At 41.0% G+C, this 25766-nt stretch carries 21 protein-coding genes and 2 pseudogenes; 6 read left to right on the top strand and 17 right to left on the bottom strand.

Going from position 1 to position 25766, the window contains the following annotated elements; genetic code table 11:
- The first annotated feature begins 308 nt into the window (after positions 1-308).
- A complete protein-coding gene (locus J7Q78_RS03610) occupies positions 309-791 on the top strand; it encodes a TspO/MBR family protein (RefSeq protein WP_208422885.1) in 483 nt (160 codons plus the stop codon).
- 190 nt (positions 792-981) lie between these two features.
- On the opposite strand, the gene J7Q78_RS03615 is transcribed toward J7Q78_RS03610, so the two are convergent.
- The 8 genes from J7Q78_RS03615 to J7Q78_RS03650 all read right to left on the bottom strand — a co-directional run bounded on the left by J7Q78_RS03615 (position 982) and on the right by J7Q78_RS03650 (position 8802).
- On the bottom strand, positions 982-1593 hold the full coding sequence (locus J7Q78_RS03615) for a LysE/ArgO family amino acid transporter (protein ID WP_208422886.1): 612 nt from the start codon (positions 1591-1593) through the stop codon (positions 982-984).
- Positions 1594-1722: 129 nt separating this feature from the next.
- On the bottom strand, positions 1723-3540 hold the full coding sequence (locus J7Q78_RS03620; protein ID WP_208422887.1) for a glycerophosphoryl diester phosphodiesterase membrane domain-containing protein: 1818 nt from the start codon (positions 3538-3540) through the stop codon (positions 1723-1725).
- Positions 3541-3573: 33 nt separating this feature from the next.
- Positions 3574-3732 carry a hypothetical protein gene (locus tag J7Q78_RS03625; RefSeq protein ID WP_208422888.1) on the bottom strand — a complete coding sequence of 53 codons (159 nt, stop codon included), beginning with the start codon at positions 3730-3732 and terminating at the stop codon, positions 3574-3576.
- Positions 3733-3892: 160 nt separating this feature from the next.
- Positions 3893-4297: a MarR family winged helix-turn-helix transcriptional regulator gene (locus tag J7Q78_RS03630; protein WP_154243011.1), complete on the bottom strand. Its 405-nt coding sequence runs from the start codon at positions 4295-4297 to the stop codon at positions 3893-3895.
- A gap of 353 nt (positions 4298-4650) precedes the next feature.
- Positions 4651-5850, bottom strand: coding sequence for a coiled-coil domain-containing protein (locus tag J7Q78_RS03635; RefSeq protein ID WP_208422889.1), 1200 nt, complete (start codon positions 5848-5850; stop codon positions 4651-4653).
- Positions 5851-6034: 184 nt separating this feature from the next.
- A complete protein-coding gene (locus tag J7Q78_RS03640; protein WP_208422890.1) occupies positions 6035-6976 on the bottom strand; it encodes a pyridoxamine 5'-phosphate oxidase family protein in 942 nt (313 codons plus the stop codon).
- A complete protein-coding gene (locus J7Q78_RS03645) occupies positions 6966-7484 on the bottom strand; it encodes a hypothetical protein (protein ID WP_154243008.1) in 519 nt (172 codons plus the stop codon). Before J7Q78_RS03645 ends, J7Q78_RS03640 begins: the two co-directional genes overlap by 11 nt.
- A complete protein-coding gene (locus J7Q78_RS03650) occupies positions 7477-8802 on the bottom strand; it encodes a glycosyltransferase (RefSeq protein WP_208422891.1) in 1326 nt (441 codons plus the stop codon). Before J7Q78_RS03650 ends, J7Q78_RS03645 begins: the two co-directional genes overlap by 8 nt.
- A 260-nt stretch (positions 8803-9062) precedes the next feature.
- On the opposite strand from J7Q78_RS03650, the pseudogene J7Q78_RS03655 reads away from it, so the two are divergent.
- The 4 genes and pseudogenes from J7Q78_RS03655 to J7Q78_RS03665 form a co-directional block, all read left to right on the top strand.
- Positions 9063-9512 (top strand): annotated as a pseudogene (locus J7Q78_RS03655) (MarR family winged helix-turn-helix transcriptional regulator); the annotation flags it as partial.
- Between the two features lie 117 nt (positions 9513-9629).
- Positions 9630-10049, top strand: a pseudogene (locus J7Q78_RS03660) (GNAT family N-acetyltransferase); the annotation flags it as partial.
- A 253-nt stretch (positions 10050-10302) separates the two neighbouring features.
- Positions 10303-10431 carry a hypothetical protein gene (locus J7Q78_RS10065; RefSeq protein ID WP_004270458.1) on the top strand — a complete coding sequence of 43 codons (129 nt, stop codon included), beginning with the start codon at positions 10303-10305 and terminating at the stop codon, positions 10429-10431.
- Positions 10432-10471: 40 nt separating this feature from the next.
- Positions 10472-12166, top strand: coding sequence for an oleate hydratase (locus J7Q78_RS03665; protein ID WP_208422892.1), 1695 nt, complete (start codon positions 10472-10474; stop codon positions 12164-12166).
- 59 nt (positions 12167-12225) lie between these two features.
- Here the strand turns inward: J7Q78_RS03665 and J7Q78_RS03670 are convergent, their stop codons facing one another.
- The 8 genes from J7Q78_RS03670 to J7Q78_RS03705 all read right to left on the bottom strand — a co-directional run bounded on the left by J7Q78_RS03670 (position 12226) and on the right by J7Q78_RS03705 (position 23357).
- Positions 12226-14316, bottom strand: a complete 2091-nt coding sequence (locus J7Q78_RS03670) for a cation:proton antiporter (protein WP_208422893.1) — start codon at positions 14314-14316, stop codon at positions 12226-12228.
- Positions 14317-14541: 225 nt separating this feature from the next.
- Positions 14542-16125 carry a cation:proton antiporter gene (locus J7Q78_RS03675; protein WP_208422894.1) on the bottom strand — a complete coding sequence of 528 codons (1584 nt, stop codon included), beginning with the start codon at positions 16123-16125 and terminating at the stop codon, positions 14542-14544.
- 340 nt (positions 16126-16465) lie between these two features.
- A complete protein-coding gene (locus J7Q78_RS03680) occupies positions 16466-18997 on the bottom strand; it encodes a M1 family metallopeptidase (protein WP_208422895.1) in 2532 nt (843 codons plus the stop codon).
- A 69-nt stretch (positions 18998-19066) separates the two neighbouring features.
- On the bottom strand, positions 19067-19936 hold the full coding sequence (locus tag J7Q78_RS03685; protein ID WP_407929552.1) for an alpha/beta hydrolase: 870 nt from the start codon (positions 19934-19936) through the stop codon (positions 19067-19069).
- A 52-nt stretch (positions 19937-19988) separates the two neighbouring features.
- Entirely contained in the window at positions 19989-20735 is a 747-nt protein-coding gene (locus tag J7Q78_RS03690) for an SDR family oxidoreductase (RefSeq protein ID WP_208422897.1), read from the bottom strand.
- 15 nt (positions 20736-20750) lie between these two features.
- Positions 20751-21920: a MalY/PatB family protein gene (locus tag J7Q78_RS03695; protein WP_208422898.1), complete on the bottom strand. Its 1170-nt coding sequence runs from the start codon at positions 21918-21920 to the stop codon at positions 20751-20753.
- Positions 21910-22767 (bottom strand): DUF3737 family protein, encoded by an 858-nt coding sequence (locus tag J7Q78_RS03700; RefSeq protein ID WP_208422899.1) that lies wholly within the window; start codon positions 22765-22767, stop codon positions 21910-21912. The genes J7Q78_RS03695 and J7Q78_RS03700 overlap by 11 nt, the downstream gene beginning before the upstream one ends.
- A gap of 23 nt (positions 22768-22790) precedes the next feature.
- Positions 22791-23357 carry a DapH/DapD/GlmU-related protein gene (locus J7Q78_RS03705; protein WP_208422900.1) on the bottom strand — a complete coding sequence of 189 codons (567 nt, stop codon included), beginning with the start codon at positions 23355-23357 and terminating at the stop codon, positions 22791-22793.
- Between the two features lie 107 nt (positions 23358-23464).
- On the opposite strand from J7Q78_RS03705, the gene J7Q78_RS03710 reads away from it, so the two are divergent.
- Positions 23465-24340 carry a LysR family transcriptional regulator gene (locus tag J7Q78_RS03710; protein WP_208422901.1) on the top strand — a complete coding sequence of 292 codons (876 nt, stop codon included), beginning with the start codon at positions 23465-23467 and terminating at the stop codon, positions 24338-24340.
- A gap of 67 nt (positions 24341-24407) precedes the next feature.
- Here the strand turns inward: J7Q78_RS03710 and J7Q78_RS03715 are convergent, their stop codons facing one another.
- The gene (locus J7Q78_RS03715) at positions 24408-25745 is read right to left on the bottom strand and encodes a NosD domain-containing protein (protein ID WP_208422902.1); all 1338 of its coding nucleotides are present in this window, start codon (positions 25743-25745) and stop codon (positions 24408-24410) included.
- Between the last annotated feature and the right edge of the window lie 21 nt (positions 25746-25766).

The raw sequence follows: 25766 nt of genomic DNA on the forward strand, positions 1-25766 counted from the left end.
CGTTTTGATCTTGATAACAGTTTTATTGTACGCCGTTTTAACGAAATGTAAATAAAAAGTTAGGCTATGCTAACTTTTTTTATTTAAATAAAAAACTTTATTGTTCATGATGGCGCATTTTAAATTCCTCTCTGTTCAAAAGTGAATATCGTCCATAGCACAATTCATTTTCAAAGCGTTGTATCCAGTAGTATTAAGTTATAGTTCTTATAATTGTGTAAAAGCTTCCGCTCATGTAAACTGTCATTGAAGGAATCAAATAAATTTAAGCTACAGGCTAATATTAATGATTAAGGAGTTGAGGTTGTATGGCTAATAAGCGTACCAAACACACGCTACTAACATTATTAGGTTTCATTGTAATTATCGAAGGAATCGGGGGGTTATCTAGCTTATTTGCTGGTGATATCAAAGGTATTTATAATGGCCTGTCACTTCCGCCCCTTGCACCGCCGGCTTATATTTTTGGGATTGTGTGGCCGCTGTTATACGCAATGATTGCGATCGCTGGTTATTTAATTTATCAAGAGCTGCTTCCCAAAAAAGTTAAGTCAGTAACCATCATTCTTTATATTACACAGTTAATCCTAAATTTCGTATGGAGTATTATCTTTTTCCAAGGATATTACTGGATCGGATTGGTGATTATATTATTACTGGATATCGTCGTCGTTTTTTGCATTAAAAACTGCTTTGCTCTGAATAAATTAGCGGGAATCTTACTGGTTCCCTACCTAGTATGGCTTATATTTGCAACTTATTTGACGGTAGCAGTAGCAATCCTTAATTAACCGTTACTAAAAGTTTGATTCTAAATCATTTTTGCCAATTTCAGATCATCGAAATAACCAGTTATTCAATAGCATTATCGTAGAAAAAGCGCCGTCGAAATTATTCTCGACGGCGCTTTTTTATGCGTTTTAACTAGCCACTTTTTTCAATTAGCATACCAATTTCAGTGGCTAATTGACCTTACCTTTTCTACAGCAATACGACGCCCACCATAACTAATAAGCCAAGCCCGTACACAATGATGATGATTGCGCTCGCTAAATTGACACCCATCAAGAATTTTGGTGAGACTTTTTTCCGGAAAAGGCTAAAGACAATCGCGATGCCAAAGAACCAAGTCGCCGTTGCCGAAACGACGCCCACGATAAACGGAATCGCTTCACTCCTGCTCATCCCACCACGCAATGCGCCTAACATTAACGTCCCATCAATTAAGGCTTGCGGATTCCCCCATACCGCAACAAATGCTGTCAAAATAACCTTACCCAGTGGCATCGGTTCTAACGCCCCAAACGTCACGGTACTACGAGCACTTCTTAAAATGGTATACCCAATCCATAGAATTAAAAGCCCGCCAATCCCCATGATGGCAAGCCGGATTGCATCATTTTGAACAATCAGTGCACCAATCCCATAAAACGCCACTAACGAGAAGAGCGCATCAAATAGCCAGATAAACAAACTATTGAACACCGCCCGCCGCGTTGTATTCGACAGGGCATTATTAAAAACAAAAATATTTTGCATCCCGATTGGTGCGACAAACGCAAAGCCCATCAAGATTCCTTTTAAAAAGAACATCTGTTACCCTCCTTAGCAAGTTCCTTTCAGCGTAACATATCCCTGCTAAAGTTTCTTGTCTAGATTAAATTTTAGAATGAGCATCGTCATTAAAAAAGCCCAGCAAAATAATCTTGCTGAGCTTTTGCCTTAATTTTCTGCATCGCCATTAAAACCAGCGAGTTGATTGGCATAAATTGATAAACGCGTCGCATAACTAGGATGGTCATTATTTTCCTTAACCACTTCTTTAAGCGTCGCTAATTGATCGGTAATAATGCCATCAACGCTAGTGAATAGCATGCGCTGCATCACATCCTCATCGTTGACCGTCCAAGCATACACCGTCTGCCCTTTACTGTGTGCTTGATCCACAAAAGTCGCGTTTAGTGTCGTGGCTTCCATCGTATAGCCGTTAGCTGGTGTTTGCGGAAATGTAATGTTATACGGCAAAATAAAACTAACAAACAGTTCGGGCGCTTTTTGTTTAATTTCCGCCACAATTGGATAACTTAATGAATGAATCCGACTATGATCCTTCAAAAGTCGTTTTTCGCACTTATCGATAAAATGTTGCACCATCTGCGGACTGTCTTCATTCGTCGTTTTAATTTCAACGAGCAGTTTTTGATGCTGTTTTTCAGCTGCTGCTAAATATTGATCAAAGCTGGCAACTTTGGCCGAATGACCATTTTCACGGACAGTCAATGCCGTTAGTTCAGCAAGCGTCATATCATGGACATCGCGATCAACGCCCGCCAAGTGGTTTAAATTGTCGTCATGCATCACGACAAATTGTTGATCCTTAGTTTCGTGCACATCCATTTCAACATAATCCGGTTTTTCCTGTGCCGTTTTTTCAAGTGCCGGAATCGTATTTTGTACACCGTTACCATCGTCAACACCCCGATGCGAAATCAAAGCTGGCTGATCGTCCAACATACCTTCTAAATAGACGTAATTGTATAATGCCACGCTCCCAGCCACGGTGACAATTAAGCCGATGGTGACAATTTGACGAAGAATCGTCAACTTAGTCCGTTTTTTCACCTTTGCTTGGCGAACAACCGTCGCCATTGCGGGAACTTCCCCATATTGGTTCAATACGACCTGTAAGACTAGTACCACCGTTAATGCCAGTAAAATCTGACTAACAATTTCGAGCATAAACAGATTCAAAATAGCTAAAAATAAAGCTTGATGGGGCAAATGTTGATCATAATACTCTTGGCTGATAAATAAAATCAACCGAAAGCCCACGCCAACAAGCACCACCGATGTTGTTAATACAGAACCCTTTAGGAAAATACGCCAAGCTTGATGTTGAGTGGCTTGCCAGCAGCGTTTAAGCGTGGTTCTTAATTTCGCCTTTGGATGCGCAATCGTTTCTGGTAAGAACGTGATTAAGCGAATCGAAAGCACTAACGCACTCACGTAGACCAAGATAATTGGCACCCAAATTTTGGGTGATGACCACATATCCTGAATAATAAACGCTGGCACGGTCACCTTTGATAATAGCACTGGTTTAAAGAGGACCTGTCCAAATGGTAAGATTAATAAGAAATACAGCAACCCAGCCAACATCGTGGTTGGTCGTAAAGCGACTAATCCACGAACTGTTTCTGTAAAAATTGTCCAATACGTTTCTTGCGTTTGCTTTTGAATATGGCACATACTACGCAACAAAAACGTCATTTGCAGATAAACTGCCGCACAAATCAAGGCTAAAATAATTAATAAGCTAACCAGTAAAAGCGGATGGTGCAGCATCACCGGCCCTATGTTGGTGTAGGTTAAATATGTTACACCATTGAACGCCATCAATCGTTCTACAAGCCACGTCAACAAAGGTGCCACCACACTACCAATCATTAAATTCGTACCGACGAGCAGTAATAAATAGACACTCCAATGTTGGCTAAATAGCCGATAATTGGCCCTCAAAAAAGATATTAAACGGCGCATAGGCAATCCTCCCAAATTGTTACGTTAAAATAATTAGTAAATCTTACTTTCCATTAGAATCATCACGACCCTGTCCAAAATTAAAAAACTGCCGGTCATAATGGTCACAATCATATACACCCCAATGAAATCATATCTGGCAAAAAGACAACAACCAATTAATAAAAAGGCTGTTCGTTTTTTCAAAGACATGACCTTATTCCTTATCCGCAACACGCTTAGTTTCTGGTTGATTCCTTCAGTATATCAAACTATGAATTTAATGTACGCCTTTAACGAATGGACGAACAAAACTGTTAGATGAACACAAAAAAACGCAACCAACTAAGTGGTCGCGCTTTTTTGGGAATGGCTAATAGTTTAATTTGCCATTTATTTCTAGAATTTCATCAATATGCTTTGCATACCATTCTTCATAGGCCTGACCGACGAGCTTTAATACTTCTCTACCTTTATCAGTGACCGCCAATGATACCCGTCGCTGATCGTCAGGTGTTCCAAATTCTTTGGTGATTAACCCTTTGCGGTAAAGCGTGTTAATCTTACGTGACGTCTTAGGCGCGCCACCACCAATTTCCTTAGCGAGTTGGCCCGGTGTGATTGCTTGTTCTTCTTCGATTAACTTTAAGATTAAATGGCTGTCAAAACTGACACCATATTCTTCACCAATTTGATTAAGTTTGAATTGAATCGTTTTGATTGCATTGACCCAATCAACAAATTCTGTTAAATCTTTCTTTGCATTATTTTCAGCCATTTTTTATTCTCCTACTAAATTCTCATTACCATCATTTGTATAATCAGCATTTACTTGATAATAAACCAAATTATAATTTGCCAAAATTATAATAATAATTATTATCAAGTTTATCGCGCTATTGTCTTTTGTGCAAGGTATTGTCGCCAATATTTCATAAAAAGTAAATATTTTTTTAACCTACTACGTCAAGTGCGGTTTTCAGACGTGGTTTATTTAGAAATTACCAAAATTCATATTAATAAATACCCTTTTATGACTAACGTCACGCAAAAGGGGATTCTAGTCTTAATTGCTATTTTATGCTATAAAAAAGGCCCGCATCTTAGATGCGAGCCTTTAATCATTAATGTCTAGTTATGAATATAAGTAAATGCCCCAGCATTTGAAATTGTTTGGGTGTTAGGACCAGCAGGGTTGCTGAAGCCCATCCCACCTTGGGTGATGGTAATTGTCCCCGCTGCGGCATCGTATGATTGAACATAAGCAACGTGACCATATGTCCCATCTGCTGCCCATGAACCTACCATTTGGCCACCAGCAAAGCTAACGATTGCGCCTGCTGCTGGTGTGTGATCAACACGGAAACCAGCGGCAGCGGCTGAAGCGCCCCATTGCGCGCCATTCCCCCAGTTATTACCAGCCCAAGGTGCAACGGATTTAACATACCATGTACATTGACCCCATGCGTATGAATTACCAGCTGAATTACCAGCTACCATTCCGCTACCACCAAAAACAGATGTCCCTTTCTTATCTGATGGGTTATCAACTGATGTCAGTTTAGGGGTATCTTTTTTGGCGTTGTTGGCAGCCTCCGCAGCTTTTTTAGCGGCAGCGTCTGCTTCTTCTGTGCTTGCTTTGTCAAAGGCCGCTTGCAAAGCTGTTAACTGGTCTTTGTTTTCATTGATTTTTTGTGATAAAGCTGCTTGTTTTTGATCAGCTTCACTCTTCAATGATTCTAAGCTTGTCTTTTGTTTTTCTAAGTCAGCTTTAGTTGCAACTAAATTTGCTTTAGTATTTTCTTGCTCCGCCTTTAAGCTACTTAATTTTGTCTTGGCGCTATTAACATCATTTAAAGCTTCTTTACTTGCTTGATTTAATTTATTGATGGTAAATGTACGAGAAACCAAATCGGAAAGATCATTTGAGTTTAAAAGAAAATCAACATACACGTTACCGCTGACAGCGTCGCCGCTCTTTTCTTGTAAAGTCACCAATTGCTTCTTCAATACCACTGTTCGTTTAGAAACTTCTTTTTGAGCATCGGTAATTTGACCTGAAAGAGATGCAATTTGATTATTTGCTTTAGTGATTGCTGCTTCTTGGTCAGCAATTTTAGCGGAGTTGGTTGAAATCTTTTGATCTAAACCAATCACTTCTGTATTGGCTGATTCAATTTGTTTGAGCAAATCATTTGTTGTGTTCTTATTAGCAGTAATTGCTTCTTGTGCTTCACTTGATGTTGTAGCAGATACTACGTTTGTTGAAAGAAATGAAGCTGTTAATAATCCAAGTGCAATTGTCGTCGTAATCGTTTTTTTAAATGACATGGTTTATTTTCTCCTATTAGTTAAGAACGAACTCTGAAATTAAGTATATAGGGCGAATGTTACATTAATATTACACAGATATTATGCTTACTTAACAAATCGCAAGTTATCTGCTCACCAAATGCGCCTAACTTAAGAAATAGCATAAAAAAGGGCGCTGAAATGAATCCAGCGTCCGCTCATGTTAATCCTTTATAAAGGTTACCTCTTCATGTTGCGTCCAACTATCCAAGCGCGCACTTTTTAGTTCAATTGCGTAAATAATTTCTCGTTGGCGATCTTCTGGTGACAAACTGTCCATAAAACCCGGTACTTGAGCATTATAGTAATCAGCCAAATCATCTAACTTGTAATGTGAACGGTAAACACGTAACCGGTTGCTAGCAATCGTCATCCCTTCTTTCGTTGGCAACGTATGAATTGCCGCCAAGCCACGATCGAGTTCTTCAATCTTAGGGGTGTCCGGTGCCGTCCCGAAATACCACACATTTGGCTCATCTAACACGATAAATCGCATTTGACGACTCGATGGTCGTCCATCTTTGTCCGAAGTACTGAGCATCATTTCATTAGTTTGATTAACAAACTTCCGAAATTTCTGTAAATCATTTTGATGAATATGGGGATTAGCATTTTGTTCATCAATATACGCGATGACTTGATCAATCGATGTAAATTGAGGTTTTGTCTGTAAAAAATACAAAATCTGAGGAATCATTCGTGAAATTTCCCGCTTGTGGTAATAAAATTGCAACCATCGTTTAGACGCCAACAGTGCGCCTGCATATTGAACCCGTAAATGATTATTGTAGCGTTTAATGAGTAATTGCATTGGCTTATAGTTCACCAATCGCTGCCAAATATAAAAATTGAAAAATAGCAAAATCACCGTCATCAACACATTCACTTGAATAATATTGATAATGGACAAATTATCATATCGTGCAAAGCCAATATAGAGCACCCAAAAACCGACCGTTGTTAAAATGGCAGCATACGTCACTAATCGTTGTTTAAACAGTCGGCGCTTATGCATGATGACCCCAATCACGCGTTGCCGGTTTTTCATATTCCGCTCACGAACAATCATATCATCGACAATTGCTTGATCTTTTTTAGAAAGCATCTTCTTCCTCCTCAAAATAATCAAATCTTTGCCGTAATTCATAGGTGCCCACATCTGCATAATCCGGAATAACAATCTGTGGTTGTTCATGGCGCATGTCTAATGGTCCGTATTTCAAGAGATACATATCCTCCGCTAAATCGATACGTTGTCTTAAGCGCGCTGGATCATACATGCGTAGTGTTCCTTTTTGCAACCGATATTTTTTTAATTTGTTCAACAAAAAGAGGCCTAAAAAGAAGGCTGCAAATACGGCAACGTACAATAAAAAGTAATAATTAGTTTGTAATAAAATCTTTCTAAAGGCCGTTAAGTCAATTGGTAGTGGCACCCTTTTGGCAGTATATAAGACCCCAGTGATGGTCATTGGTACCAAACACATTAGCCACCCAATGACAATCAAAACCCCCTGCCAGATTTTTTTGCCCGTCTTTTTCTTCGTAAAAAACCAATTGGTGGTCAACGATGCCTCACTCACTTGATGCGTGATATAGTCTGGTTTAGTCATCTTGATCGTCCTCCTCTTTTGACTTAGTAATGACATCGACTGAACGTTTGGGTGACTTCCAAACACCAGCATCCTCACCTTTAAGAATCTGAATAATCGTTGGTCCGATTTCAACCGCCACGGTGTAGGTGTTCACCATCCAATAGATTAGGATGTACCATGGTGCAAACGCGATATATTTTAATGATTGCCCGTGGTCATTAAAGTAAGATGCCATAATCAACTGAATTAAGCCCACCACAATTTCAATTGAAATAAAAATCGCTGCAAAACAGAAATTGGTGATTAACGGGGCCCAAGCTCCTTGCACCAAGTACAGCACCTGAACGCCAACAAATGCAATCATACTTAACCAAAAAAAGAGCGACCAGACAACGCTTAAACTGTAATCAATAATAATGGGAATCATCGCCAATTGTTTGAGCGGGTGCCTAAAGACATCCATCGATTTCGTTAATAATACATGGATCCCCCCAGCAGTCCACCGCCGTCGCTGTTTGACTAACTCGGGCAAGGTTTCAGGCACATCCATAAAAAAACGGATATGCGGTGCGAAATATGCTTGCCAACCATGCACTTGCATATCCCACGAAATCGCGATATCCTCCGTTGGTTGTTCCGCTTGCCATCCCCCGACATCTAATACCGCCGCCTTACGATACATGGTATTAGCACCAGAAAACGCAAATAAACCGCCGTATGAAAGCTGCGACCGTTTAATTAGGCCGATGATGGAGTTCAATTCGTTTTGTTGGGCTTCAGCCACCAACGATGTTTTGTTGATTGACAACATATTGCCAGTAATGGCTCCTAATCGATCCCCGCCCTCGCGTTCGAAATAGTGCATGTATTTCCACAATGCATCCACTTCTGGTTTGGAATCGGCATCATTCGATAGTAAGAATTGTCCTTTTGAAAATCCGAGTGCAATATTAAAACCGGCTGCCTTCCCCCGATTATTAATGATGGTAATCACGCGCAATCGCTTCTCACCATACCGAATCTGCAGTCGATTCAAAATGGCCCCTGTTTGGTCAGTTGAGCCATCATTGACCACAATTACCTCATACTGATCAGTTGGATAATTCATTCGCTCTTCAAGGTGTTCAATTGTCGCTTCGATCGAAGCTTCTTCATTATGTGCCGGCACGAGAATCGTAATAAACGGCGTTCCTTTTTCCAAGTAACGTGGCATATCTTTGCGTTCTAAAAATAACCAGTAGTAAAGACTGGAAACGATAAAGGATAAGCCCCCGACAATGGGGTACGAAACAATTGTATAGATAAGTATCCTTGTTATGTAATCTGAAAAAGCCATGTAGTCTTCACCCAGTCCTTATCGGTGTTTATTTTTAATAAGCACCAACTTCCTCTTGAGCAATCAATTGCTCTGCAATGAATACAATAACACATTAAGTTCACGTTATTAAATATAGTGTTCAAAATTTTATTAAACTTAAAATGAAAACAGATTTTCCACATCGGGCATTAATCGTCATTTTGACACCGGCTAGCTTTTTTGTTGCATATACAACAAAAATGTTTTATACTATTTTTATCGAAACGAGGTGGGTTACCATGACTGAAATTCTTCGCCCCATTGGGGTAATTGCCCGCGCACTGGAATCGATTGCTAATATTGAATTCCAACAATATGGTTTAACTCGTGGGCAATACCTTTACTTAGTCCGTATTGCAGAACAGCCTGGCATCATTCAAGAGCGTTTAGGTGAATTATTAAAAGTCGACCGAGCAACAGTTACGCGTGCTGTTCAACGATTAATTAAGACTGGCTTGATTGAACGACAATCTGATGAAACCAATCGGAAAATCAAACATCTATATCTCACCAAGGCTGGGCAAGCTATCTATCCCATCATTAAAGCTGAGAACGATTATTCAAATCAAATAGCCCTAGCTGGACTAACTCCCACCGAAGCTGATAGTCTTGAACAACTTTTACACAAAGTTAGTCATAACGTCGCCGCCAACTGGGATTTTGTCAAAAAAGGAAACAACCGCCACTACTACAATAAAGGAGACATTACAATGCCAATTCAACCTGTTACATTCGACCAACTCCCCACTTTACAATTAATTAGTCGTGAGACTTTCGCCGCAACTTTTGGAAATGAAAATTCAGCAGAAGATCTCGCTAAATACCTAGAAGAAGCCTATAATACAGACCAGTTGACTGGTGAACTTGAAAATCCCAATTCGTTTTTCTATTTTATTTATCACGATGACCAAGTCGCTGGCTATTTAAAACTCAATATTAACGATGCGCAAACCGAAGGGGCCGCTTTGGATGCGTTGGAAATTGAACGCATTTATATTCGGCAATCATTTAAACGGCTTGGTTTAGGAACGCAATTGATTAACCATGCCTTAGCCGTAGCGCAACAAACACACAAAACTAACGTGTGGCTCGGTGTGTGGGAGCACAACACTGCTGCACTTAGCTTTTACAAAAACTTTGGCTTCAGCCAAGTTGGTGAGCACGTCTTCCAACTTGGGAGTGACGCACAACGTGATCTGATTATGCAAAAGACACTAACCCTTTAAACTTTCAAAAAAAGCAACCGCCGCTGGCCAATCATTAACAATTGGGCAGCGGCGGTTGCTTTTTTCAATAAGAACCAAGTATGACATTAAGTTAAACTTAACTAATCCGGTTTTACGCAGACTAGCAGCTACTCAAGTAGTCGCTTTCAAGCAAGTATTAATTAAGATGTAAGGGTTTTATCTTTCTATTTTAAGTATTCGCGGTATACTGTAGATAGATATTAAAAGTAGTTAATGAAAGGAAGCGAGCAATATGAAAAAATTCTTATTAGGCAGCCTTATTTTTGTCGGTGTTACAGCAACTGGCGCTTGTTTATTAGCTAAGAAAATGGAACTTTTTAGAGATGATTCCGTGGATTACGAAAAATTCGAAAGTCGTTAGTCACTTATCATTTCTAAACTGAATCTAGGAGGTTTTTCATATGATTAAGAAAAAAGCAATTATGATTGGCGCTGGCCTTTCTAACATGGCCGCAGCTGTCTATTTAATTCAAGAAGGCGGTTGGCCTGGTGATGCGATTACATTCTATTCATTAGATGACCACGGTTCAAACGATGGGGCCCCAGTCTCGGAAACAACCGATGAATATTGGAATAAAAACCATCCTCTCGAAAATACTAAGGGCTACGTTGCCCGTGGTGGCCGGATGCTTAACTATCGGACTTATGTCGATTTAATGGATCTTCTAGGTCGCATTCCTTCTGCAACTGAACCGAATATGACGGCTGAAGAAGATACCCGTTCATTCGATGCCCAACACCGCACATTCGACAAAGCGCGTTTATTAGAAGGTAGTAAAGGCATTTTAGATGCCGGACACCTTGGCTTCAATAATAAGGACCGGTTATTAATGACCAAATTGATTATGATGCCCGATTCTGAAGAAGAAAAATTAGATAACGTTTCAATTGCCGAATACTTCAAGGATGATCCACATATGTTCCAAACTAATTTCTGGTACATGTGGGAGACCACCTTCGCTTTCAGAACTCAAAGTTCCGCACAAGAATTACGACGCTATATGCACCAAATGATTTACGAATTCACCCAGATTGAACACTTAGTCGGCGTTAACCGGACACGTTACAATCAATATGAAAGTATCATGTTGCCGCTTATTAACTACTTAAAAAACCAAGGTTGTCACATCATTCTCAACCGGCGGGTTACGGATCTAGACTTTAAAGAGACTAAGATGACCGATGAAATCACAGTTACAGGTATGACGATGACCAATACTGAAACAGATGAAGTTGAGCATCTTATCGTTGATGATGATACTGCCGTCATCTTTACGAACGGTTCCATTACTGATTCTTCCACACTTGGCGATTATCATACACCAGCCCCAGAAAATATGGATTACGGGGCTGCCGCTGGCTTGTGGAAGCAAATTGCTTCTAAATTTTATAATCTTGGCAATCCCGATAAGTTCTTTGCTGACCGTAATGCGAGTGAATGGGTCAGCTTCACTTTAACCACTAAGAACCATATTTTATTAAACGAAATCGAACGGATTACAACGCAAATTCCTGGGAACGCTTTAAATTCGTTCCTATCAACAAAACCAATCACCCCCCTTGGTCAAAAAGACGTGAATATGTCGATTGTTGTTCACCATCAACCACATTTCACGACGCAAAAACCAAACGAAACAGTTATCTGGGGCTACTTCCTCTATCCACGGCGTAATGGTGAATTTGTGGACAAACCTTACATCGAAATGACAGGTAAGGAAATGCTTCAAGAATTAATTGGCCAATTAGCAAAAGTCGATCCTGATCCAATCAATATTCGTGAAAAAGAAGCTGCAATTATGGACAGTGTCATTAATAACATCCCGGTTTACATGCCATATGCTTCAGCGCTCTTTAACAATCGTGCCAAGACGGATCGGCCCGAAGTCATCCCTGAACATTCAACCAACTTAGCCTTCACTGGTGAATTTGTTGAACAACCTTATCAGATGATTTTTACTGAACAAAGTGCCGTGCGTTCTGGTGAAATTGCGGCTTACCACTTTGCTGGTATTCCAATGGCGAAGTTAGTCGCTACACCACGTTACGATCGGGATATCAAGACATTGATGCGCGCTACCAAGAAAATGTTTGAATAACAATTAAAAAAGCGTCGTTCAGATTTAAAAATCTGAACGACTCTTTTTGTGGCTATTGATTAAGCTTCAATCAAGGCCATATCCGTTTCTTGAAATTGTTGAAGTTGCAATAACTGCGCTTGGTTAATTTCAGTGTACAAAACACTAGCAATCGTTTGATTAATATAGCCAGCATTAATCCCTTGTTGCACAAAATCATATTCGTGTTGGAAAGCTTGCACATACAAAATATCGGGTACGACTACCGCATTCTTTTGATAGTCGTGTTTAATGTGCGCACAGAAGTGATTCATTGTCCGCCGAACGAGGTAGACAAAGTCATTATCGCTGTGTTTTTGCTTCAACCGATTCGTCAAAACAGCATCGAGATATTGGTCAATCGTCTCCGTAACTTCACTGTTGAGCGCTAATAAAGCATCCCGCGTTGCTTGCCAAGTCGCAACCCGTTCTGAATACTGTGGATTATCGGCCATTCTAGCAGCGTGGAAACGTAATTGCTGTTTCTTGGTAATTACGCGATGACTCGTGTGCCAGAAAAACTCCTTTTGCCAATGTTTAATCGTATGTTTCATGCGTAACCCAAGATGGTCACGCTTAGATTCAACTAACACGCGCTGAAAGATTCGATCATACAGATTAACGACTTCCGGGCTATATCGGTTATTCACGTCCTCGCAGTGTAGGAAATTATCAACGACTTCTTTAGTTTCACTCAATAGCACAGTATAGTTGGCCGTCGATTGGGCACGATCGACAGTTAACCGATTACTCTTTTGGGATTGTAATTGATCGGTCAATGCTTCACGGACGGCATGGTCTTCAATTTGTGACCGCATTTGTAAGATGACATAATCAACCATCTTGTTGCGAATATGATCCAGATCGGCCATTGTGTAAGCTGCCGTCTTTTGTGGTAACTTACGGGGTAAGACAAGTGCACTGACTATCATACTGATTAAGATGACAAACGTCGCAATCGCAATCAACTCATTACGATACAAAAACCCATGCCCCGCGATTTTATTTGGCAATGAGAAAGCCATCGCCAGCGTCACTGTGCCGTGAATGCCACTCACCGCAAATAGATGGGCATAAAATGGGCGCTGGTCACCTTTAGGATCACCGAAGAATGCCGAAATCCACGGACTATCCCCACGTCGCACCCAAACATACCGAACAATCCACATTGCAACGTAGATTAAAACACTAACCCCCAATAATGCCAAAGCCCCGCGCCAGCCCATTTTCATGACATTACGGGCCACTTCTGGCAATGAAATCCCTAAAATCAAGAAGACAAAATCATTGAGAATGTCTGATAAAATATTCCAAATCGTCCGCGAAGTGAGTTGCACATTGGTTGACGTTAATCGGAGTCGATCAGCTTCCCAGTTATGTTCAATGCCAGTTGCAACCACGGCCAAAATCCCAGAAACGCCAAAATGTTCGGCCAATAAGTAAATCGCAAATGGTGTCAGCAAACTGATTGGAATTGTTGTTAATTCAGGATTTTTACCATGGCGATTCAAATTAAACCGGAGCATTACCAATAAGAACCCACCAATAATACCGATAACCACCCCACCAACAGCGACAAAAAGGAAGTGGCCAATCCCTTGAACAACTGAAAAAGTGCCTTTTGAAAGCACTGATAACGCAAGATCTAGCAAGACCAATCCAGTCGCATCATTAAAAAGGGATTCCAATTCAAGGGCTTCGCCAACCCCTTTGGGCATCTCGTTACTACCAGTCATCGACTTCACAGCCACTGCATCGGTTGGCGTGACAATCGCAGCCAGTGCAAGCGCCAGTGGCAATGTCCATTGTGCTTCAATTTGTTTCGTAATTAGGCCAACTGCAATTGCTGTGACCACTGCCAAGGCCACTGACAGCAGCAAAATCCCTTGGAATCTCCTGCGAATATTGGCAAAGGATTGCTTTTGCCCATCAATAAACATTAACGGTGCAATAATCAATAACATAAAAAATTCAGGTTCCAATTTGAAATTATGGAACACTGGCATAAACGATAGCCCCCAACCCATCGCAATTAATAAAAAGGCCTCTGGTATCCGTGGCACAAGTTGTTTGACCACATTGACCTCGATGACGCCAACTAGCAACAGGGCCACTAAGTAAAATTCATTCATTTATCTATCTCCATTACGTAAAACTTTTTGTTGATTTATGATGTACCGACTGATTAGCATTGCCTACTATTATACCTTAAAACGATTAACAGAGCAGCGCCCCAAACAATTGGGCACTACTCTGTTGTTAAACGTGCTTTCACTAACCGCTTCCTGGGCCTAGCCTTAATGATGCACTTTAAGGCAAGTCCCTTTTTCAAAAAAATTCAACAATCACCATTGCCCTTAAATCATCTGATTTCGTGGATCTAACACCAATGATTCCGCCAATAAAATCTCACTATAAATTTCGTACACATAATCTGAACTGACTAGGTGATTTTTTGCCAAACCATATAAATAATCTCGTTCAGCATCAAAGGCCTGCATTAAGGCGCGGCGTTGTTCAACACTTTGTAAATTGGTAATCACCGTTTTATTTGCTGTGAACCCGTGCCATTGTTTAAAGAACGATTTCAACGTATTTTGCTGAATCTGATCATGTAAATCATAAAGCACACTTGATTTAACCGTCGGTGAAAGTGTTAAGGATTCTAGCGATTCAATGCCCACAGCAACCATTTCATTTCGCATTTTAGCTAATTGTGCCGCTCGAATTGCTGCATCCCCATCAATCGGTAATAACCATTTAAACAATATCGTGGGGACTAGCATGCTTAAAATAATCACGACCGTTTCAACCATCATCACGAAATTAAATAACTGACTATCTACCTGATTAGCGATTGAAAATGTCATCGCAAGGGTCACTGTTCCATGTACCCCACCCAATGCAAATAAAATGGCCGTTTGATGTTGATGATCGCCAATAAATAGCCGCGCATAGCCATAACGACAAACTAATAAGCACCCATAAACGGCCACCCCAACGACTAACCACTTCGCAGAGTTAAACAGAATCGGCGTTTGACTATGGAAAATTCGTGCCAAACTAATTCCCAAAATAACAAACACTGCGCCATTCAAAATTTCAGTACCAAAATTGCTGAGTTGCAGTCCTAAATGCATCTGACGCGGTGAAGAAAAGCGACTGCGATTAGCCTCACTATTATGCACTAAACCTGCAGTAACGACTGCAATAATCCCAGAAACCCCTACTTCTTCCGCTACGAAATAAACACAAAAGGGCGTCAGCAAATAAAATAAAGTCTGTGACGAAATCACATTATAGGTAGAACGCACAAAATATTGTCGCAAAGTCATCAACAAGAATGCTAAAGCAGCTCCCAAAGCGACCCCACCAACCGCTGATTTGAATAAGTCAACTGTATTTTGCCAAAACGACAATCGGCCGGTCGTTAACCACAGGATACCGGCCTGTAGTAAAATAATGCCTGTCGCATCGTTAAACAGTGATTCCATTTTTAAAATGTTTCGAATCGCTTGTGAAATTTTCCGTCCTTCAACCACCGCATCAAAAGCAGTCGCATCGGTTGGGGTGGCGATTGCGACAATCGTTAACATAATCGGTAAAGTAATCATCAATAGCTGACTTGTAAAAACTGTCGCTAACGCTGCCGAAACAATCGCCAGCACAACCGCCACCCCCAGTATGCGTTGCAACTTTTTACCAACCATCAATAAAGGTGTCGTCTGGCCTTCAAAAAATAGTAATGGCGCCAAAATCATAATCATGAAAACATCATTATCAAACGCCAACACTAACTGATTGGTCCACGGAACAATCGCTATAATAATCCCCAGTAATAAATTAATGTACGTGCTCGCAATTCCCTTAACATAACGTGCAATGATGTTACTAATTGCGACCGTCAGCATAATCACCAACGTTGAAATTAAAAGATTCATCTTTAACTCCTTCATATTACTTATTAATTCATAGTATATACCACTTATTTAGCGACACCAATTATCATTTTCGCGATTCGCAACAATCATCCATACTTTATTTGACAACGCTTACACTTATTGTATATATTGAATATATTAAATAGCGTGTTACTGATCCGAACAGGCATGACCTACTAGCTCATCACAACAGTGGTCCTGTCGTAATGAAAAGCCCCTGACAAAATGTCAGGGGCTTTTCATTATTAATTGCCAGCATTCAAGTGGCACAATAGCAATCGCGACTCATTTAATCGTGATCCCGAACTGTCTCAAATTGATTTCAACTTGCACAACGTGACTACCCACACTTGGCGATTGCTTCATTGACAGCCGCTTTTTGATCTTCAATCAGCGCAACTCGACTTTCAATGACTTTAATGTCCATCGTAATTTCCCGGGTTAAACCTGGTATATTGCGTTTAGGTTCAAAGAAGGCTTTGAACTCTGCCAAACGTTCTGGTGTCTTAAAGATTGCCGCAATCGCGGTAATGTACGTTGTAAATTCCATATCACCGCCAACTGTGTCTTCTAGCCATTGCCAATCGTTGCGAATCCAATCCCAAGTTGCTTGTTGACTCACATCATTAGCGAGTAAACCGCGGAACCAAGCTCGTAAATCTTGTGGTTTGATTGTCCTAGCATCTTCAAATTTAGTGATTAACGTGGCGATTAATTCCGGATCAGACGTACGGGTTAAGGCCGCACTTAAGTCGTTCTTATAGCTAGCATCGCTTGTTTGGCGATAAGCGGCTAAGAGCTGGTTATAAAGCGGTCCATTACCAAAGTTTTGGACTTCATTCATCAAGACCAGTACCCGAACCGCAGCTGGTAAGCTCCCCAACTGCGCTTGATTTGCTTGGAATAATGCGTGAGCGGCATCGATGGTGGCTTGATTTTTAGCATACAAGGCTGCCCGCAAAACAGTTGGCCGCATCAATTGATCATCATTAGTATCAGTTGCTTGAACAGTCCACCCTAAGCGTGCGACATGGCCTGCACTCAATTGGTTGAAAAAATTACGTAAGTGTTGTTCACTCGCTTCACCCGGCGTCACAAATTTTTTCAAGTTGTCGGCCACCGTGTAAAGCGCATTGGCCACCACATTCGAATCACTCTTAGCAAAGGACGCTAAAACAGGTACAACATCCGCGTACGAAATTTGGCGGCCTTCAGCTAATAATCGTAAGTCTTGCAATATTTGAAGTTGCGCAATTGGTGTTCTATCAGCACTATTATTCAAAATATCATTTAATAACGTTTGATCGTAATTAACGATAAAATGTGACTCATTGCCAACATTTAACCGGAATGGTTGCCCATTAGCAGCGCGTAATTGGGCGTAATCACCCAGCACTAATTCACGATCGGTCATCAATAATGGCGCAACAATATAATTACTCTTTAACGGAATTTGCCATTTTCGCCCGACTTCTTGGCCTTCACCGATAAAAAATTGTTGTTGACTAAGCATCAATTGCCCGTCAACAACTTTAGCTGTCACCATTGGATAACCGGGCTGTTCAAGCCATGAATGCATAATGGCCCCGACATCTAAGTTAGCAGCTTTACCAAGTGCTGCCCATAAGTCAGCCCCGGTAGCATTATCAAATTGATGGGCGGCAAAATATGCTTGCAAGCCTGCGCGTAGGGCATCATCACCAATTAAAGCGCGAACCATCACAAGCATGCGTGCGCCTTTAGCGTAGACAATCGCACCATCAAATAACGCATCGATTTCAGCTGGATTGTTGACTTGGACATGAACCGATTGAACACCATCAGTCGCATCGCGTTGGAGGGCAGCAGCGGCTTCTGAAGTTTGAAAACTTTCCCAAATATGCCAATCAGGTTGTAACGCATCGATGGCAACATATTCCATCATATTGGCGAAACTCTCGTTTAACCAAAGATCGTCCCACCATTGCATTGTCACTAAATCACCAAACCATTGATGCGCCAATTCATGTGCAATCACGGTCGCCACACGATGTTTAACATCTAACGCTGTATTGTCCGGATCGAGCAATAAGTAGGCTTCCCGATAAGTAACTAACCCCCAGTTTTCCATCGCACCGGCTGAAAAGTCAGGCAATGCCAACTGCCATGAATGCGGAAGTGGATATGGAGTTTGATAGAAATCTTCGAAAAATTCAATTGATCGTTTGGCGATGTCCAATGCAAAATCGAGTTCGTTGATTTGATGTGCCTTGGTTGCAAAGACGCCAACTTGAACGCCACTTTTAGTCTTTGTCTGGATGCCTTGTAATTCACCAAAAGCAAACGCTACAAGATACGTTGACATCCGGACTGTCGTTTCAAAATGATGAACACCATCGATAACTGCTTTTTCTGGCATATTGCTCAAAATAGTCTCGCCTCTGTGTTCATCAAATTTAATTGCTAAATCAAAAGTCGCTTTAGCTTCGGGCTCATCAACGCAAGGAAAGGCTTGACGCGCAAAGTTAGTTTCAAATTGCGTCCCAATTAATTCTTTTTGCACGCCATTGACTTGGTAATAAGAAGGATAGATCCCCATCATCGAATCCGTTAAAATAGCGGTATATGAAATGACCAACGTCACTTCGCCAGGTTGACCGACTTCGACTCTCAAGGCGTCCGCGTCATTATCAACTATAAAAGGTACGTTCTGACCCGCAGCTGTCACTGTTTCAATTTCTAAACCGTTTTGATGGACTGAAACAAGCGCTTCTTTAGCATTCCCCGTAATCGTCGTGCGGCCACTAAATCGCTTTTGAGCCCGATTAATATCTAGAAAAACTTGATAATGTTCCGGTTGAAAGCTTTGATAAAAACGCATCAATTCTGCCATATTGTAATCTCCAATTTCATTTAGAATACTGTTATTATACGACTATTGGCCCCAAAAAGCTGTCGTCATCTATTTCGCCCAAATAAACTGGATTAGTTTTCGATTAACTTGCTGATTATGATGTAACTTCGAATGTTGTGCCTGCTTGCCATTAACCTTCATAACTTCGTAATGACTAACCCCAGGCTGAACAAGATATTTTAATGAACGCGTGGAAACATTGGCAACCGTCCCGTCAGTTTGATCACCCACATCACCAATGATATTTAAAACGGCGAGTTGCTTTTTAGCATATAACTGGCGGACCTTGGTCATTTCACGGTAAGAAGCATTCATTGGATGCGGCCGTCCTTTTTTATCCAGTTGCAGATGACTCGGCTGCCGAATCGCGGGCGGTACGTTGGCAAATTTCAAGCCAGCAAAGTGACCTGCAATATCGACTTGCCGTTTAATCTTAGGCATGTTTGCTTTATTACCATTCAATAATTCATAATAAATGAGCGAAATATTCCCAGCTGAATGGCCCACCATATTAATCTGCTTGAAATGATAGACGGTTTCTAATTTGCGAACAACATTCGTCGCATATTGACCGTACTGCTTAAAATCGACCGAACGATTATCCGCATAATTCACCTCAACAATGGGATTAATCGCTTGACCAGAAAGGTGGCCTTTCAAAGTCACCTTGCCATTTTGATCAACGAATGCCCGAACAACCGTTTTTGTTACGCCCGCCTTAACCGCTGCGTTCACCATGTATTCTTCAGCATGATAATTACTGCCCCCACCATGAAAAAATAACGTTGGTGTATGACTTTGTACATATTGATGCTGCTTAGATTGACTTTGCGAGCGATTTTGATAGATCAGTCCACTTGCTAACAAGATGATTGCTAGTGCAATGATTAGTTGGTAACTTCTTTTTTTCATTTTCATCTCACTCCTATTAAAAATGCCGGGACACCATTTTTCCCGGCATTTTTGGATATTAAACTTGTTGTTTGGCGGGACGAATTAAGACTTCACTGACAACGACGTGTTTAGGTTGGTCAATCGCATATAATACCGCGTTAGCAATGTCTTCTGGATTAAGCGCAAGCGCTGATTCTTCTGGCGCATCCATTAATTGTTTAACCCCTTCGAAAACAGCAGTATTGCCAATCGTATTCACCAATTCTGTTTTAACAGCTCCTGGTGAAACAATCGTTGAACGAATGCCATTGTCTTTTTCTTCTTGGCGTAAGCCTTCCATAATAGCGCGCACCGCATATTTGGTTCCGTTATAAACAGCAGAAGCTGGGTAAACCACGTGACCAGCAACCGAATCAGTTGAGATAATCAACCCATCTTGTTGCGCTTGCATCGTTGGCAAGACGGCGCCAATTCCGTTTAAGACACCCATGATGTTGATATCGAGCATCTTTTGCCATTGGTCATAGTCCCGTTCACTTAAGTTACCTTGAGGCATTACGCCGGCGTTGTTATATAAAACATCCACACGCCCAAAATGATCGCGTGCTAGTTGGACTAAACTGGCCATTTGTTCCCGATTAGTCACGTCAGTAACTTGATAAATCGCATTTTCACCAATTTCTGAAACTAACGCTTGCAGGCGATCTTCACGCCGGGCAGCAAGAACGACTTTGGCCCCCTTACTAGCTAATAATTTGGCAGTAGCTGCCCCGATGCCTGATGAGGCACCAGTAATGATGACAACTTTATTTTGAATTGACATGTTAAAACGCTCCTTTTAATGGTTTTTTTGATAATTTTTAATCGCTACTATAAATTTTTCTAAGCCCTCCGCTAGTCGTTCACGTGGGCAGGCATAGTTCCAACGAATAAACTGCTTACCATCCCCACCAAAGATAGCACCGTCCGACAAATACAAACCAGTCTGTTGCCTAATAAAGTGGCATAAATCTGTGGTATCGTCAGTTATTTGTGAACAATCAAGCCACGCTAAATAAGTTGCGTCGGCTGGCATCACCGTAATTGCCGGTAACTTCTCATTGATAGTTCGTTCAAGCAACTGTCGGTTCGCCTCTAAATAAGCAATCAGTTGCGCTAACCATTCTTGCCCATGATTAAACGCTGCTTCGGCTGCTTGAATAGCAAACGTGTTCGGTTCAGCCACTTCATCCGTGTTAATTCCCCGGTCAACTTGCTGCCGTAATTCAGCATTTGGCACCACAATTGCAGCGACTTGCAAACCGGCAATATTGAAAGCTTTGGTGGGTGCCACACACATGATCGTTTGCGCAGCAATTGCTGGTGAGACTGCTGCCATTGGTGTATAGTGCTTGCCTTGGTGTGCTAAGTCACAATGGATTTCGTCACTTAAAATTAAGACGTCATGTTTTAGACATAATTCCCCAACCCGTTGAAGTGTTGCGCGATCCCAAATTTTGCCAATCGGATTATGTGGATTACAAAAGATAAGCATTGTTGTTTCTGGTAATGCCAGTTTTTGCTCCAAATCAGCAAAATCAATCGTATAGTCCCCTTCTGTCTGTACTAACTGACTCTCGAGAACTACGCGCTGATTATTAACAATTGAATTATAAAAGATGTTGTACACTGGTGACAAAACGACAATCCGATCATTGACAGCCGTCATCTTGCGGACAATCGATGAGATGGCGGGAACTACTCCCGTACAGTACAAAATCCAATCAGTTTGCATTGTGAACGCATGTTGCTGCTGCCACCAATTCACAATACTTTGTTTAAAGCTTTCAGGGACGATATTATAGCCAAAAGCGCCTTGATCTAACCGTTTTTGAATAGCCGCAATAATTTCGGGCGCAGCCGCAAAATCCATATCCGCCACCCACATTGGTAATTCATTAGGCGCAACATTCCATTTATATGAATTGGTCGCAAAGCGATCGGGCGCATGGTCGAAATCATATTGCATGTAACGCACCTACTTCTTGCTCAATAACCGAGGCTTTCGAATCAATCTCAGGATCATCAAAAATAATATCTTGAATGCCCTTTGCATGAATGTGACCACTGATTGGGTTTTTAATACTGGTGATGGTTGAATCAATTTTTGCTTCAACAGTCGAATATTCAAATGCCAAATCCGTATTGATTAATTGGCAGTCAATCAACTGCACATTGTCCATATAACAAAGTCCTTGCTCACTTTCAATCACACAATTAATGAAAGTCACATCTTTAGAATTCCAGCCGAGATATTCACCGGTAATTGTTGAATTCTTAACCACAACATTCTCGCAATTCCAAAAAGCATCTTTAGCAATTAAGCGTGCATGGTCAATCTCGACATCTTTGGCACCATCGAACAAGTAATTACCGGATAATGAAAAGTGATCGGCCGTAATGTTTTGACTGTTCATCCCAAAATAATCGCCGGTAGCTGACACATGGTCCAAATGGATATCTGTTGACTGCCAGAATGTTTCTTCAGCATTAGGCATTTCGACACTTTTTAACGTAACATCTTGTACACGCCGAAATGTTTTAGGTGCTTGAATCAAGCTATCCGTTATCTGCAGATGTTGTGTGTACCAGATACCTGAACGCGCCGTTTCGGTGAACGTTAAATGGTCGGCCTTAATATTTTCGGCATACCACAATGGATATTTCCATCGAAAAGTTGTGTTGGTTAATTGAAGATCACGGCTTTCTTTTAACGGTGATTCTCCATCTTGAAAAATAGTAGCGGTAATCGCTAAATCGTGCGCTTTAAATAATGCGCGTTCTCCTGTTAATACTTTTTCTTTAATGACTTTCAATTTAATGCCTTCTTTCTATAAGACTAAGCCATTTCAATCTGGCGAATAATTTTAGCTGGGGTCCCGGCAACAATCATGTCATCGGGGACATCTTTAGTCACAGTGGCATTGGCGGCCACAATAGCATTTTCACCAACCGTCACACCCGGTAAAATTGTCGCTCCGGCCCCGATCCACGCATTTCTTTTAATATGGACCGGTTTAACGAATAATCCCCGCCGATCCTCAGGTTTTTCCAAATGATTAACGGTTATGAGGGAGGCCCGGGGGCCAATCAACACGTGATCATCAATTGTAATCCCGCCTAAATCAACAAATGAAACATTATTATTAATAAAAATCTGTTTACCAAACGTGATATGCTTCCCATAATCTGTATAAAATGGTAACGAAACCGTTACTGTTTCATCGACAGCTTGCTCCGTAATACTTTTTAAATAGGCTCGTACCTCAGCCGCATCATGGTAGCCAGTATTCATTTCCATCACCAACCGCTCATTGTTACCCTTGACTAAGTGTATTTCTTGCAATAGTTCTGAATCAGCATAGATTGGGCGCCCAATAATTCTTGATTGTAATGAATAGTCCATTTCAATCCATCTCCTTCTTGATGATTTTAGTATACTGCGCTACACTATCAATGACTAATACTTATATTGAATAGCCATGTATAACTTTTAACGATGGGAGAATTACTATGGACCTTCGCGTTTTGAACTACTTTTTAACCGTCGCCCAAGAAAAGACAATCAGTAAAGCAGCTGAAGTCCTCCACTTGTCACAACCGACACTATCTAAGCAACTGAAGGACTTGGAAGTCGAACTAGGGGTCCAACTTTTCACACGCGGCAATCGTGAAATCACATTAACAACTGACGGTATCTATCTACAAAAAAGGGGGCGCGAAATCCTTTCATTGGTTGCGGCAACCACCACTAACTTAACGCATAACACGGTTGTTAGTGGCACTATCAGCATCGGTGCTGGTGAGACACAGGCCTTTCAATTAATCGCGGTAATTATTAACGACCTCCGTAAACGTTATCCCGACATCAACCTTCAATTATTCAGTGGAACTGCCGACGACGTTAAGGAACGCATTGATCAAGGGCTTCTTGATTTTGGCCTCGTCATTGACCCTGTTGATAAACAACGCTATGAATACGTTCGCTTACCCGTATCAGATCATTGGGGGGTCCTTGTTGCTACGAATCACCCGCTAGCGGCCCAATCAACCGTCGATGCAAACACTTTGGCTAAATACCCTCTATTAATTTCCGGTCAATCCCTCGTCCGCCAACAAATTAGTAATTGGTTTGGTGCTAACCTTGATCAACTCGATATTGTTGGAAGCTATACCCTTTTATACAATGCCTCATTATTGGTGAAGACCAGCAACAGCGCCGCATTGTGTATCGATGGCATTATCAATACCAAGGACAACGGCTTAAAATTCATCCCATTCAATCCCCCCTTATCTGTCAATACGAATATCATTTGGAAAAAAGGCCAAGTCTTCTCAAGTGCTGGTCAAGCTTTTCGAGATGCCCTTACAAATCAGACAAACAAATAAATAAGTAATTTAGCAATTAAAATTAAACTGATATCAAAAAAAGCCGTCAATATTGACGGCTTTTTCGCTAAATTGATGGTGTTGCCCTAAAGGCATTCACCTTTTGATTTAAAACAACTTGTTCATCTGTTCCTGAATCGAGAATTGTATTTTGAACAGCGCCATCTTCAACAAGAACAGTCGTAACAGTTATTGGTGCCGATACTTCCGTCGTTAATAGGGAATCAACCTGGGCTGCAAAAGCTGAATCGCCACTTTCAGTATGTGCCTCAGTTGCCACTATGTGATTAGTAGCAATATAGTTATGATCACCACTAATTAACCGGATAATCACCGGTTTAGCACCCTCCGGCTTAATAAATTCACGGTCTAGAATTTCTGAGAAGTGATTACCAATAACCGAATTATTATGGCCTTCAATGGTTAATAAGCCAAAGAGGTCATCTAAACCATTATCGTGCATTTGCATTGGCTTCCAAGGCTCATGATCGTGTAAAAAGTGATTCCCGGAAACCAAATTTTCTGAACTGTTCGCCTTCAACATGACCATTCCTGCATAGAAGGCGTGCAAGATATTTCCGACAATTGACGAACGCGTGACACTATTAAATTCAATTGTACTTGCACCTCGTGGAAAAATATTATTACTACTAATCAACAGTTGTGCAAAATGTTCAGCATAGATTGAATAGCCTTTAAAGCCTGCCCCCATCAAGTTATTCGTTACTTTAGAAGCTTGGCCCCAACCACGCAATTCAATACAGTTCCCACATTCAGCAATAAAATTGTTATGAATTGTTAAGGCATCTGCATTATAGATTGTTACCCCATGTTCAAGATAAACCAAACCCATATCTGTAATCAAGAATGAATCTTGCGCACTCGCTACATAGATTCCAGTTTTCCCATTGACATAAGTGTTTTCAACATTGGGTTCGCCCATACCATCATCGACAAAGTGTAAGCCATCGATACAGAAATTATTGAATTCAACAGAACTAATTCGTGGATTACCATCCCGTTTAACAACAAACGCTGCCCCCTCAACTTCAGGTGCATCTAGTGATGTTTCAAGATCCACTAAAATTCGACTACCCCCTGGCCATAATTCGTGCAGATTAGGCACATCTTCTTCTGGGACATTAAACCGAATACTTGAAGATGTAAAACCATGACCAGCTCCCATAATTTTAAGAAAACTGATATTGATTAAAACTTGCGTTTTTAAGTGATAATCAGCAGGTGGTAAATAAATCACTGCCCCTGGTTTACCACCTTCGTTAAGATCACGATTATCCTGTTTCTTTTTAATATCTTCGATTATACTGTTAATCACTTGACCAACATCTTCAAAAGGGTTACCAATGGGCCAATTTGTTACGTCATAATAATATGCTTCTGTCATGATTTTTCCTCCAATATTTTC

Origin of the sequence: Latilactobacillus fragifolii, from assembly GCF_905332535.1 — a bacterium.
In the GTDB taxonomy this organism is placed as follows: domain Bacteria; phylum Bacillota; class Bacilli; order Lactobacillales; family Lactobacillaceae; genus Latilactobacillus; species Latilactobacillus fragifolii.